Origin of the sequence: Novosphingobium profundi (assembly GCF_018491765.1) — a bacterium.
Lineage (GTDB): Bacteria > Pseudomonadota > Alphaproteobacteria > Sphingomonadales > Sphingomonadaceae > Novosphingobium > Novosphingobium profundi.
Window position 1 is genome coordinate 1 of record NZ_JABWCU010000033.1, and the last position, 12,785, is coordinate 12,785.

Below are 12,785 nucleotides of genomic sequence, written 5' to 3' on the forward strand. Positions count from 1 at the left end.
ACAACCAACATCCCTGTACCCGCCGTTCGGAACCCAAACGGCGGCGCTTCTCACAATGAGATGAAGGGGGTCAATTTTAGACGCCGATCACCCCGCTAAGGGGGTCAATTTTGCACGCCGCTCCACATGTGGAAGAGGTCGATGGCATCCGGGCTTGCCCTTGCTGTGGCGGGGCGCTCCACCAGATCGGTGAAGACGTGGCCGAACGCCTCGACGTCGTGCCCATCACCTTCCGCGTCCTCGTCACCCGCCGCCCACGCTACGGCTGCCGCTCGTGCGAGAGCGCCGTTGTGCAGGCCCCGGCACCGGCACGGATCGTCGAGGGCGGCATTCCCACCGAAGCGCTGATCGCGCAGGTGCTGATCGCCAAGTATGCCGATCATCTACCCCTGTACCGCCAGGCGCAGATCTACGCCCGGCAAGGCATCCAGCTTGATCGATCCACCCTGGCAGACTGGGTCGGCCGGGCAGCATGGTACCTGCGTCCCTTGCGCGATCACATCCTCAAGCGACTACGACGATCAGAACGGCTGTTTGCGGATGAGACCACCGCGCCGGTACTCGATCCGGGCCGCGGACGGACCAAGACCGGCCAGCTATGGGCCTATGCCCGCGACGATCACCCTTGGGGCGGCGGTGATCCGCCGATGGTCGCCTACGTCTATGCCGCCGACCGCAAGGGCGAACGGGCACAAGCGCATCTCGGCGATTTTGCGGGCATCCTGCAGGTCGATGGCTATGGCGGCTATGCCGCGCTCGCCAGGCGCCGCAAGGAGATCAGCCTCGCGTTCTGCTGGGCGCACGTGCGCCGCAAATTCTACGAGCTCGCCGATACATCGCCGGTCGCCACCGAGGTACTTCGCCGCATCGCCTCGCTCTACGTCATCGAGAACGAGATACGCGGCAACCCCGCCGAACAACGCCGTCAGGTCCGTGACGAACGCAGCCGCATCATCGTCAATGACCTGCACAACTACCTCGATGCCCGGAACCGTCAGGTCAGCGCCAAGAGCAAGCTCGGCGAAGCGATCCGCTACGCGCTCACCCGCTGGGATGGTCTCTCACGCTTCCTCGATGACGGCCGCGTTGACCTTGACAGCAACGTCGTCGAGCGCGCGATCCGTCCGCTCGCGATCAATCGGAAGAATGCCCTGTTCGCCGGCTCCGACGAGGGCGGCGATAACTGGGCGGTGATCGCCACGCTCATCGAGAATTGCAAGATCGCCGGCGTCAATCCACACACATGGATGACCGAAACACTCACCAGGCTAGCAAATGGTCACCCAGCCAACGCCCTCGGCGAACTCATGCCCTGGACCGCCGTGGGCTGAGAACATCGCTTACGGCTTTCAGATTAGCCGGGCTGGTGATCCGGAACGTAGCAAAATTTGGTTGAGGAGGTGTCTGTTTTGTTAGATTCATTGGAAAACAGACACCTCACTCACAGCATGATCAGGCGTTCAGATCATGCAACCATGATGGTAGCCAAGTTGTCGTCCTCGTCATCGCTCAATGCAAATTGTTGCAGGCGTGCAATGACGTTCCCAGCCCAGCGCCGGTGGGTCGCCGGTTCGCACATGCTCCCAGCCGAAGCGAAGACAGCCCGGGCATCCTTGTCGAGGATTGAGCGAGCCTCCTGAACTTCATCGGCGCTGGGTCGATAGCAATCGTGAATGATGGGGATCTGCGAAGGGTGGATAGCGGTCTTCGTGAGGAGCCCGTGTTCGAGGTCCTGCTCGACTTCCTCCCGCAGCAATTCGAGCGATGAATAGTGCTCGAAAACAGGGGCTGCCACGGCGAAACCTGCCGGTATGAACGTCGCTGCCATGTCGCGAATAACGTTGCCAAGCGGGCCGTCGTAAGCGGAGCGGTTCTTTGATCGGCGCACGCCAAGCACGTTCAGAATATCATTTCCGCCGATGCGAATTGCCGTCACACGCTCCTGGAATGGCATGAGTTGTCGGCAGAGCTGCTCGAGAGCAACACGGTCGAATGCTTCTGCTCCCTCGATCGTGGGCATGAACTTGTGATCGTGGGCAGTCATGGGCGCGAGCCACTGGGAGATGTTGGAGGTTTCGACCTTTGGGAGAACGAAGCCGTCGATTGCATTGATGTTGGGAAGGGCAAGCATCCAATGCAGCATCTGGATATCTCGGGGGCGAACGTAGACCGTGATTCGGTTGCCGAGCGTTTCCATGCGCGAAAGAAACTGGACGAAGCTATTTCGTCCTTCTTCGACCTGATCATCCCGGAGCGAGTCCTCCAGGCAGACGACTATTGAGCGAAGATCAGGATTGCTCCCCGACACGACGTCGAGGAGATTGGAACGAAGAACAGGGACGTAAAGGGTTGCCCCCAAAGCGATTGCGCTCACTCTTGGTCGCCTCCGACTTTCTTTATGATGGTGACGGCGCGGTAGGTCGAAAGATCACGTTCTTCGATCGGCACGTCAGCTTGGGTGGCGAGATGCACAAGGTGCTGGATCTCGGGGTCTTCCAGGTCGCTGACATAGAGCCGGTCTGGCACACGCCGCAAAATGGCTCGCGTTGCCTCGGCGATGCCCGGCTTGATCCGGTTTACATCACTGACGCCTGTTTCGGCCATCAGATCGGCAAGGAGCTGTTCGCAGTTTGCTTTTGCAACTTGCGCCCGGCTCTGGTTCCAGTCGGGTTTGCGATTGGGTGTGAGAGGTGAAGCCTCGACGCATTCGATGAATTCCGAGCTGATGTCATGGGGACCATGCTCAGACATAAAGCGGCAGGCGTGAAAGTCGCCCGGCCCGACGACGGTGTCGTTAAGAACGGATCGACTGATCAGGCCAGAAACGATTCCATTGAGGAGACCGCTTGGAATGACATAGTCTTCCGTGGTTGCCGCGAGGTGCGCGCAGCCCGCAGGATCGGCGACCACGGCCAGGAAGGGTTTGAAGCCAAGGTCGCTCGTTTCCAGGGATCGAACCAGTTCCTTGGTGATAGCTCCCTTGCCGGTCCAACCGTCTACGAAGACCGCAGTTTCGGTGCCATGGCGTTCCTTGATGTATCGCAGCGCGTTCTCATCGATGCCGCGCCCACGGATGATACTGACAGAGTAGTGGTGGGCCTGGACGCCCGTTCGTTCGAGTTCTCGCTTCAGCAGGACACCGATCGGCGTACCAGCGCGTGCAAGCGATACAATCACGCACTCGTTCTTGGTCTCGGGGCGGCTAGCTATCCGCCGAGCCAGGTGGTGAACATCCATCTTGAGGCGCGAGGCATTACGCGCAAGCGCAACCCGGTAGAGCCGCATGTAGCGCTCATCAGGCACGGATTCGGATGAAAGCATTTCCGAGTAGTGCGCAGCGCCGGATTGGATGAGCTTTTCCTTCTCGGCCACCGGTGTTGAAAGAATCCGAGCTGGCTTCAGCAGGATCTGGACATCGCTGAGATCATAGGTGCCGGAAAATGGGGTGATGTGGGTTTCGAGAGTAGTGATCATTGATGTCCTCAGCACCAGGCGTTGTTGGAGGTGACGTGCTGCCAGAGCTGGGAGCTGGTCGGTGTCATTGCGAAGTCACACAGGTCCATGAAACCAACATCGGAATGGCTGTCCCCAATGCCTACAACAGGCAGATGGGTGTCTTCGTCGCGGAACTTTTCGATGAGATACCGGGCGGCTTCACGCTTGTTGAGCCAGGGCGGAAGGAATGCCAGGTTGTTGCCGTTGCGATGCACTCGCCATCCGGTCGGAAGGTCGCAGCTGAGCGTGGCTTCGAGGTCTGCAAGAGAGGCTCCAGCATCGTCAGTATTGCTCTTGATTACGATGTAGAGATCAAGGTCGCCCTCCGTTACGATCCAGTGCCGGAATTCTTGGGTATTGAGAGTGGCAGTGGCGGCATCATAGACTGCGCGGACAGCAGTGTCTTTGGAGGCGCGCTCCTTGAGGATGTCATGCCAGTGTTGGTCGACCTGACCATCTTTGTCGATGACGCAGCCTCCGTTGGCGCAGATTGCGGGTGCCTGGTTGATGTTCACCCGGGCAAGAACGTCCCGGTCACGAGCGGTCACGGGTACGACCTGACCGGTGCTGAGCCACGTCAATGTGCGCTGCTGGCGAGTGGTAGCATAGCCGCTTTCCGCCCCGTCAACGAGGAAGCTCATAGCTAGCAGGTCGCCGGCATTTGCGGGGCACTTGCGGGTAGTCTGGAAAAGAGTGTCGTCGAGGTCCGTAAGGATCAGCATGGCTTTATCGGGTCTCGTCTTGATAGGAGCAAAGGATCATCTCGACTGGGATGTCAGCGCCGAGCTCCAGCACGGCTTTTCTTCCCTCGTCGATCTGACGATCCAAGATTTCTGAAGCTACAAGAATTCGGCCCGGTTCATGCGCGAGGATGTTGTAAAGGAAACAAGGCGCGCCGGACCCATAAGCATCTGTGAATTGCGAAACAGTCGCCATAGCATCACCAAGGATGGCAGGGGTGCGAGTGATGCTCTGCACTGCTGCAAGGCCTCCTTGAGTCTCGATCTCTTCGGCTATGAGGAGAGCTTCGTAGGAGTGTTCTCCGTCTCCAAGGACGAGAATCCTTTCGCCAGGGTGACAATTGACTGGCGGTCTTGAAGATGCTTCGGGCCGACGCAACCCCGATCGGCTACGCATCCCCCCAGCTGGCGCCGTACCGGAACCATTCGAGCCTGCTGCAAGTTTGGGAGGCGCCATAGTCGATCCAGCCGTCCATTCCATAGAGCCAGAAAGGATGGAATGGCGCTGACTTGAACGGGGCATACGTGCGAGGTAAGCCCCTCCGCTCCAGTCTGTGATGCAACAGGTTTCGATCCGCTCGAGCATCGGCATAGCGGGTAGAATTCCTTCCGCGGCCGATACGAAAGTGTTCCCCGTGCTGCTTTCGTCGTCGATGATGACGAGGCTTCGGGCAGACTTGACGATGTCAGCAAGGTTGGCATCGCAGACCTGAACGAGGTGCGATGTGGCGTGGCTGTGGCCTTCTTCAAACCGAGCGATCGTCATTGCATCGTGCACCGTTTGTCGTGCGGTCTGAAGGTAAATCGACGAAGACGAAGGATGAAGTGCCTGATAGGCCGCGAAGACGCCTTGGCCCAGTGCAGTCGCAGTCTCTGCCATCCCCAGGAAGACGATCGGCTGGGGAAGATCGGCCGGCAAGGATTGCGCAAGATCAGCCATTGTCGAGCGCATGGCATCAGGCCTGGCTGGAAGGTGACGGCCGAGAACTTTCGAAACGATCAGAAAACCGCGCTTCGGGTTGGCGCGCGCTGCGAAGTCGCAATAGTCATCGATCTCAGGACCGTTTTCTACAGACAGCTTCAAATGCCCAGTCGCCAGGGGCACCTCAAGGGTCTGAGTCTCACCGATGTAGCCGTAAAGTCGGGTTTTCCCTGTGCTCGCAGCTTTCAGGGCATAGGCATCTGAAGCTACCTCGCCGATGGTGATGACGTCAGGATCATTCTTAAGGGCATTACGAACAGCGTCGCTGTAAGCGTTCATGGCATTTCCTAATATGTTTGGAATCTGCGATTCCGAGCCATTTCAATCTGGTCCTCGCACCGTGATTGGCGAGCTAAGTCAGAGGCGTCTGCGTGAGCAGTTTGCCTCGGGCATTCGCTTCTAGCTTGGCACCAAAGTGGCGTAGAAGATTGTCCGGATCAATCTCATGTATTTTAGGAAGATTGATCCCATTCCAAGCGCTTCGTGTAACCGTGACGGATGCGACATATTCGTCCGTTACATGGCCAGTGGCTGACGCACGCTGGGTGTAAGCGGATATGCCGACAGATTGAATTGCACCTGAGCTTGCCATAGAATGGCCGATGAGCCGGATCATGATCGATGAGACATGATCACGATAGAGGGTGCAGATATCCTTCTGGGATATAGGCTTCTCTTCGAGGCTCATCTTGGAGATGAGGGCCTTCCATCGACTAGTGGGCATATCCTCGATTTCTGGCAGATCGACATCGAGAAGCAGGCGGCCGCCCTGAAGGGAAATTGCAATATTGGTCTCGGCTGGCCACTGCAATTCACCGAGGGCTTGCAAGAGCGCTTCAGCTATATGATCATCGTCGCAGCCAGCATTTGCCCGGTCAGCATTCCAGGTCATCAAGGCGGCCATGAAATCGCCTTGCGAGGCAAACTGCTCACGTTGAGGCTTTCCATTGGCTGGACCTACTGCCTGACGGACACTTTGAGGCACGTCGTGATGCAGTGTTTTCAGACTGTCGATGAAGCCATTGCGTTCGGTTTCATGTTCATGAAGGAAGGCTCGAATCTCTTCCTTCATGGCAGATTTCGCCGCAGAAATGAGGCTTGGGTCCAACGGATAGTCGTTGCCGTCAAAAAGCTGAATTTGATTATCCACGAGCCGTGCTGACACGGTTGAGGGCATCGATGGAGCGTTCCGGGTGGAGGCGCTTGTCGATGAACGGCCGCTGGGACGATCAAGCCGCTCCCTCCAGCTTAATCCTGTGCCGGGGAGGCCGACATTGCCATATACGCCGCGTTTTCCGACGCTGACAGAGGCCCCGCGAGGTCCAAGGCTCCAGGATGCCCCGCTCTTTGAAAGGTTAAGCCGCACGCCCGGCATGATCTGGATGCGCTTGGAAAATCTGAAACCCATTCAATCCTCCTTAGGCGATAACGATGATGCTGATAACGGCGTGGCGAAGACGATCGACAGCATCTCGGCGGCTGCCGTTGTTGAGACTGGCAATCGACGGAAGTGGCATGCCGGCGGCTGCAGCCATTTCGAAGACTAGCGAGGCACGGATCCCGAAATTGACGTTTTCCGAAATGCTCCCGCGCTCCCGCATGCTCTCATGAGCAAGTGATGCGGACGTGATCCCGACGAGGTTTCCATACTCGTCGATGATTGCGCCCCCCGAGGAACCTGAGGCAATGGGCGCGGTGAATTGAAAACGTGAGACATCACCAGACTTTCCGGTCAGGCCTGAGACGTTCCCCATTGTGACCTTCAGATCTGCCCCCAATACATCCATGAGGGGGTAGCCAGACGCCATGATGCTTTCGCCAAGCCAGAGAGGGTTTGGCAGGCGGATGGGCAGCGGCGTACCGGTTACGGACCCTTGGAGCAAAGCCAGGTCGTGGCCTTCGTCTACAGTAATAGGTGTCAAAGTGCTGCGTGTGCGTCCAAGTTGGAAAGTGCTGCCACCTTCAATCACGTGTGCATTGGTTACGACCAGATCCGGGCCGACAATTACCCCACTTCCGCTGGCGAGTGCGGAGCCTGGTGTTGGGTTAGGACGGTTTCGTTCGTTCGGAGAGGGGCCACCTCCGGGAAGCGGTGAGGGTCGGTTGCGATGAGGGATCGTGATCGAAGACAACTGCTTTGCCCGAAGGTATGCATCGATCCCGAAGGTGAAACCCTCGTTTGAGACTTTGAGGCGGCGTTTCCCATCTTTGAGGTAGACTTCGCCCAGGATAACGGCGGCCAACTGCTGCACAGGGGCGGGAAAGTCATACGCAGTGCCCGCGATTTCAACCTTCGCGGGATAGGCGGAATTGACGAAGCCACCATGGCGATCGTCGGTAATATACGCGACTATATCGTATCGCTCACCAGCCTCTTCGAAAGCGGATAGGAACCATTCGCCCGCACTGACCTCAGCGAATGCCGTCACCCGTCCGTCAGGGGAGATGGCCGCTAGCGCTACCCGTGCAGCATCCTGTCCGTCAAAGCGTATCGTAGCGCCGCTGCGTGGAGGAACGTCGATTCTCTGTCCGGACTGGAGCTGTGTCATGCAGCACGCTTACTGCTGAGTTCGCGCAGACCAGTCGCCATTTCGAGATTGAGATCGAGGGTTGGTTTAGACACCTGTTCCGGGGCCAAACGCCCCGAGAGCAGGCCTCCCCAGTCGCCAATCAGCTGGGTCCCGAAGGGCTCACCGTAAACCGATCCGCCGGCTGGGCGAGAGTTGATCTCGAGCGCCTTCCAGGAGGCGTCTTCTGCGCGTCGAAACTGCACGTTGACAATCCCATGAAGCGAGAAGCGATCCACGAGGGCCTTGGCTGCTGCCTCGAGAGGGTGAGACGTCTGCAGACGCTGACGAGTGCCTTCCTTGGTACGAGCGACATACTTGAGAATGGCGCCCCGGTGGGCAAGGACGTCGAAGGAGACTTCGGGCCCTGGGAGGAATGGCATGAGCACCAGAGGGCGTATCACTCGTTCCTCTTCTTCCTCCGCTGCGAGGGCCGCAATGAAGAGGTCCTCACGGATTCGTCGTGCATCCGGGTTCATCAGGTGAGCGAGCGGACTGACAGTCTTGGACAAAGTCCAAAAACCATGCCCATTCACGCCCAGCCGTGGTTTCACGCAGGGATCGATGTCTGGATAGGCGGCACGAAACTCAGCCAGGATCTCGACCAGTTCGCCCTTGGTCTGGGCGCAAATGGTTGGAAGGTGGATCTCATCAGCTTCCAGCTCCTTGGCGAACAGGAACTTGTCCTCCAGCAGATCAAGCGTTGGGATGTCAGCAGGCAGGTGTACCTTGCATGGCATATCGGCGGAGGCGAAGAGATGCCGGCGTGCTGTCGGTACGAACACGTCGATCGCATGTTCTGTGATCTGGCTGCAGACCCAATCCAGATATGCCTGATCGTCCAGTTTCGGTTCGACCCAGGTCTGGGTAGGCCCTTCATAGATGGGCAAACCTGCCCCTGTGCTGACGAACACCTCAAGGGTAGGGTCAGCGGCCATCATAGCCTTGGCGATGGGAGCAAGAGAGAAGCCGCGATTAAACCAGATGCGCATTTTGGGTCCTGAAAATGGGAGGCCGGTGTGGCGAGCAGGGGTCAGGCGAGGATGCCGTGTGAGCGTGCGGCTTTCAGCCACTGCGGGAATTCGGAAAGGATGCGGTCATATAGCTCGTCATCGCTGATCTGTGAGAGATCGTCGACGCTAAAGAAGCCGGCGTTGTCCACAATGCGGCCAGTGAGGGTGTCGAGCTTTTTGAGGACGCCATAATTGGCCCGGCCAACGCCCACGAACTGCCAGAAAATCGGCCTATTTGATGCACGCTGAAGGATCTCCGAGATCGCCTTTGAGCGCGTGATACCGCCATCGGTGATGAAGATGACAAGGAGAGGCGTGGTGCGATGCGGAGGTTCTTGAGCGAGAATGGCGTTCATGACAGTCGGCTCATCGTTGCCGTAGCCGATGGAGGCGCCAGTGGATCGGCGCGAGCCGTCGATAATGTCCTTCATCGAGGTTGGCTCACTGCTGATCTTGGCGCCAGGCGAAGGGCAAGTGCGAGAGACGAAACCATCAAGATTGTTGGCGGTCAGATCCTCGACACGTTTGCATTTCGAGGCATAGAACCACGTTGGCATTGTGCCATCATGATCGAGCCGAAGGGCGACTGGAGCAATCCGTTCAACCGTCTCTTGAACGGTTCCATCACCGTAGAGATGTCCCATCGAGCCGCTGGCATCGATGATGACGGATACCTCTGCTTGCTCGTTCTCGATGCCGAGCTTCTTTAGCGAAACGCCAACCTTGTTCTTGCGCAAATCGACCTTGCTGAGAGACACTGGCGCTGGACTGGGAGAGGGCAGGGCCTGGGGCTCTGCTGTCGAGGGAGCTGGGGCTTCTTCGACTTCGCCGCCAAAGTGGCGCACTAGGTCTGCAAGGCCGCCGGAGAAGCCCTGAACAACCGCGCCAATGCGCCAGTCGCCGCCATGACGGTAGAGATCGACGAGCATAAGAGCCTTCTCGTCTGCCAAATTGGCTTTGCAATCGAGGTGAGCCGCACTACCAATTTGAACAGAAAGCGCCTGCGCAGAACGCAGGGGAAGGCTGTCGTGTGTCGCAGTGATTGTAACTCGGTCGATCGAGGCGGGCAGCCGATCGAGACCGATGACGAGTTTTGTCGCGCTGTCGGTCTTGGAATATGAAAGAGCGCCTTCGGGGCTGCGCTCATTACTGAAAAGGATGGTGTATCGGTCGTCTGCAATTTTGCGATTTGCATCGAGACCGAATGCGACGATATCGATTTCGGCGGGCTCATGCGCGACTAGGATTTCAATGTCGCGGCTGGAAGTGAGATCGGAAATGGCGCGTTTCTCGCCGGGGGTCATCGCCTTCAAGATTTCAGTTCCTTATCGCATGCAAAAATGAGTGGACCGCCAAGGCCACAACTGCAGCCCGGCGGTCCGACTTTTGCGGAGCCTGGAGGCGCCGCTCTGGCTTGATCAGCCCAGGTTGACGCCCATGGCGCTAGCGAGACCGGCCAAGCCGTTCTCCCAGCCTTCGCCGACGGCCTTCACCTTGATGTCCCCGGCGGTGCCACGGTAGAGCTCGACGAAGATCATCGCGCCGTTGGTGCTGCTGTCTTCCGAGAGATCGAAGCGAGCCAGTTCCTTGCCATCGGCATCATTGACGACGCGTGCGAAGGCATTCGAAACCGATCCGAAGTTCTGTCCGCGTTCTTTGGCTTCGTGGATGGTCACGGCGATCACGACCTTCTTCACATTGGCGGGAAGCTTGGCGAAGTCGATCTTGATCGTCTCGTCGTCGCCGTCGCCTTCACCGGTGCGATTGTCGCCGCCATGTTCGACCGAGCCGTCGGGCGAGGTCTTGTTGTTGTAGAAGATGAAGTGGCTGTCCGAGATGACCTTCTCGTTATCACCGAGGATGAAGGCTGCGGCGTCAAGGTCGAAGGCCTGGCCATCGGTCTTGCGCACGTCCCAGCCGAGACCGACGGTAACAGAGGTGAGGCCCGGAGCCTCCTTGGAAAGCGAGACGTTGCCGCCTTTGACGAGTGATACTGCCATGAAATTTCTGTCCTGCGAGATGGTAGGGGAACCGGGGGGCGTGTGCCCCCCGGATTGGGATCAGCCGACGCTGACGCCGTAGTTGGTGGCAAGCGGACCAAGACCGCCCTTGAAGCCCTGACCGACGGCGCGGAACTTGAAGTCGTTGCCGTGACGGTAAACTTCGCCAAGGATCATCGCGGTCTCGACCGATGCGTCTTCCGACAGGTCGTAGCGGACGACTTCCTTGCCGGTCTTGACATTGACCAGGCGAATGAATGCGTTCGAGACCTGGCCGAAGGACTGGCTCTTGCGCTCGGCTTCGTGGATGGTCACGACGATCGCAACCTTGTCGATGTCGGCCGGAAGCTTCGACAGGGTGATGGCGATCTGTTCATCGTCGCCTTCGCCTTCGCCGGTGCGGTTGTCGCCCTGATGAGCCACTGCACCGCCGGCGCCATTCATGTTGTTGTAGAACACGAAGTCAGAATCGCTGCGCACCTTGCCGCTGGTGGCGAGGAGGAAGGCCGACGCGTCGAGGTCGAAGTCCTGGCCATCGGTCGCACGGGCGTCCCAGCCAAGGCCGATCATGATTTCGTCGAGGCCGGGATCTTCCTTGGAAAGCGAGACGTTGCCGCCCTTCGAAAGTGAAATTGCCATGAGGTAGTCCTTTCCATGTATATTGGAGGTAGAATGCTTGCGAGGCGAAGTCTGACGAGCGCACCTCGAATTTTGGTCAAGCTAGGGCTTGAATGCGATTGCGATGTTTGCCCCGAAGGGGGCGCAGCGAGGGTAGCTTGAAAACCCTAACCCGCAGGGCCTCTGGCATCATTGCCATGACTTCGAACCCTGAGCTTGGGGGCTCCGGCGAGATGAAAATTATCTCGCCGGATGTAATTCAGACGTTGTGAAGGTTAGGAACGACGTTCCCGGTCGGCAGGATCGCTTCGACCTCGCCGTCTTCCTCGTATTCGTGAGGGTAGCGCTTCTTGTGGCTGATCGATGCCCAGAGCGAAACGCCGATGATTGCGGCGCCGAGGAGGCCGGTGACAACTTCAGGGGTCTCGATGCGAATGCTCAGAAGCATGATCACGGAGAGCGCGAGGATGGCGTAGAATGCGCCAGGCTCAAGGAAGCGGAATTCGGAGAGATGGCCGCCGCGAACCAGCGCAACCGTCATTGAGCGTACAAACATGGCGCCGATGCCGAGCCCCAGAGCGATCAGAATGATATTGTTGGTAATGGCAAAGGCGCCGATGACGCCGTCGAACGAGAAGGATGCGTCGAGGAATTCGAGATAAACGAATGCCGCAGCGCCTGAGCGAACCACCTTGCCGGTGGTTTCGTCTTCTTCGCCGCCCATCATGTCACCGAACAGCTGAACGGCGAAATAGGTGGCGACGCCGGAAAGTCCGGCAATCAGGAAAGTCTTCTGTTCGGCCGGGCCGACAAGGAAAGACAGGCCGCAAATGATGAGAGCGGTCGTCGCATAGGGGGCGAAGGGAATCTTGCCGATGAAGCCCAGGGGCTTCTCGATGAAGCTCAGCCACAGATGCTCACGGTCAGTGTCGAAGAAGAAGCTCAGGCCGACGAGCATCAGGAATGCCCCACCAAAACCTGAAATGCCGATGTGGGCACCAGTCACGATTTCTTCGTAGAGCTGGTGATCGGAAAGGGCGATACGGGTCGCTTCGATTGGGGATACCCAGGCAGCGACGGACACGATCACGATCGGGAAGATGATCCGCATGCCAAATACGGCGATGAGAATACCCCAGGTGAGGAAGCGGCGCTGCCACTTCTCATCCATATCCTTGAGGATAGAGGCGTTGACGACAGCGTTGTCGAGGCTGAGCGACGTTTCCATCACGCCCAGAACGCCGGCGAGGAAAACCATCGAAAGAGCAGGCCCGATCAGGCCGCTCTCAGAGTAGCCGAGCGCGCCGGCCGCGATGAGACAGATGATCGTAAACACGATCGATCCGGTAAAATGCTTCATGATGTACCCC

General features: G+C 58.2%; 11 protein-coding genes and 1 pseudogene. 1 reads left to right on the forward strand and 11 read right to left on the reverse strand.

Annotation, left to right across the window (positions count from 1 at the left end; genetic code table 11):
- Positions 1-98: 98 nt before the first annotated feature.
- Positions 99-1,331 (forward strand): annotated as a pseudogene (gene tnpC, locus HT136_RS24135) (IS66 family transposase); the annotation flags it as partial.
- Positions 1,332-1,465: 134 nt separating this feature from the next.
- Here the strand turns inward: tnpC and HT136_RS24140 are convergent.
- The 11 genes from HT136_RS24140 to HT136_RS24190 form a co-directional block, all read right to left on the reverse strand.
- Positions 1,466-2,374: an HpcH/HpaI aldolase/citrate lyase family protein gene (locus tag HT136_RS24140; protein WP_214202402.1), complete on the reverse strand. Its 909-nt coding sequence runs from the start codon at positions 2,372-2,374 to the stop codon at positions 1,466-1,468.
- The gene (locus HT136_RS24145) at positions 2,371-3,474 is read right to left on the reverse strand and encodes a cysteine protease StiP family protein (RefSeq protein ID WP_214202403.1); all 1,104 of its coding nucleotides are present in this window, start codon (positions 3,472-3,474) and stop codon (positions 2,371-2,373) included. The genes HT136_RS24140 and HT136_RS24145 overlap by 4 nt, the downstream gene beginning before the upstream one ends.
- 8 nt (positions 3,475-3,482) lie before the next feature.
- Positions 3,483-4,217, reverse strand: a complete 735-nt coding sequence (locus HT136_RS24150; RefSeq protein ID WP_214202404.1) for an HAD family hydrolase — start codon at positions 4,215-4,217, stop codon at positions 3,483-3,485.
- 4 nt (positions 4,218-4,221) lie between these two features.
- On the reverse strand, positions 4,222-5,496 hold the full coding sequence (locus tag HT136_RS24155; protein ID WP_214202405.1) for a phosphoribosyltransferase domain-containing protein: 1,275 nt from the start codon (positions 5,494-5,496) through the stop codon (positions 4,222-4,224).
- Positions 5,497-5,569: 73 nt separating this feature from the next.
- Positions 5,570-6,625: a DUF4236 domain-containing protein gene (locus HT136_RS24160; RefSeq protein ID WP_214202406.1), complete on the reverse strand. Its 1,056-nt coding sequence runs from the start codon at positions 6,623-6,625 to the stop codon at positions 5,570-5,572.
- A gap of 10 nt (positions 6,626-6,635) precedes the next feature.
- On the reverse strand, positions 6,636-7,766 hold the full coding sequence (locus HT136_RS24165) for a S1C family serine protease (RefSeq protein ID WP_214202407.1): 1,131 nt from the start codon (positions 7,764-7,766) through the stop codon (positions 6,636-6,638).
- Positions 7,763-8,776 carry an ATP-grasp domain-containing protein gene (locus HT136_RS24170; protein ID WP_214202408.1) on the reverse strand — a complete coding sequence of 338 codons (1,014 nt, stop codon included), beginning with the start codon at positions 8,774-8,776 and terminating at the stop codon, positions 7,763-7,765. Before HT136_RS24170 ends, HT136_RS24165 begins: the two co-directional genes overlap by 4 nt.
- 41 nt (positions 8,777-8,817) lie before the next feature.
- Positions 8,818-10,101, reverse strand: coding sequence for a VWA domain-containing protein (locus HT136_RS24175; protein WP_246544357.1), 1,284 nt, complete (start codon positions 10,099-10,101; stop codon positions 8,818-8,820).
- Positions 10,102-10,215: 114 nt separating this feature from the next.
- Positions 10,216-10,797 carry a TerD family protein gene (locus HT136_RS24180; protein WP_214202410.1) on the reverse strand — a complete coding sequence of 194 codons (582 nt, stop codon included), beginning with the start codon at positions 10,795-10,797 and terminating at the stop codon, positions 10,216-10,218.
- 60 nt (positions 10,798-10,857) lie between these two features.
- Complete coding sequence (locus tag HT136_RS24185; protein ID WP_214202411.1) at positions 10,858-11,436, reverse strand: TerD family protein; 579 nt, start codon at positions 11,434-11,436, stop codon at positions 10,858-10,860.
- A gap of 238 nt (positions 11,437-11,674) precedes the next feature.
- Positions 11,675-12,778 carry a DUF475 domain-containing protein gene (locus HT136_RS24190; protein ID WP_214202433.1) on the reverse strand — a complete coding sequence of 368 codons (1,104 nt, stop codon included), beginning with the start codon at positions 12,776-12,778 and terminating at the stop codon, positions 11,675-11,677.
- Positions 12,779-12,785: the final 7 nt, after the last annotated feature.

Coding starts and splice junctions, on each gene's coding strand:
- HT136_RS24145 (WP_214202403.1), bottom strand. CDS start 3,474: ATGATCACTACTCTCGAAACCCACATCACCCCATTTTCCGGCACCTAT.
- HT136_RS24150 (WP_214202404.1), bottom strand. CDS start 4,217: ATGCTGATCCTTACGGACCTCGACGACACTCTTTTCCAGACTACCCGC.
- HT136_RS24155 (WP_214202405.1), bottom strand. CDS start 5,496: ATGAACGCTTACAGCGACGCTGTTCGTAATGCCCTTAAGAATGATCCT.
- HT136_RS24160 (WP_214202406.1), bottom strand. CDS start 6,625: ATGGGTTTCAGATTTTCCAAGCGCATCCAGATCATGCCGGGCGTGCGG.
- HT136_RS24165 (WP_214202407.1), bottom strand. CDS start 7,766: ATGACACAGCTCCAGTCCGGACAGAGAATCGACGTTCCTCCACGCAGC.
- HT136_RS24170 (WP_214202408.1), bottom strand. CDS start 8,776: ATGCGCATCTGGTTTAATCGCGGCTTCTCTCTTGCTCCCATCGCCAAG.
- HT136_RS24175 (WP_246544357.1), bottom strand. CDS start 10,101: ATGACCCCCGGCGAGAAACGCGCCATTTCCGATCTCACTTCCAGCCGC.
- HT136_RS24180 (WP_214202410.1), bottom strand. CDS start 10,797: ATGGCAGTATCACTCGTCAAAGGCGGCAACGTCTCGCTTTCCAAGGAG.
- HT136_RS24185 (WP_214202411.1), bottom strand. CDS start 11,436: ATGGCAATTTCACTTTCGAAGGGCGGCAACGTCTCGCTTTCCAAGGAA.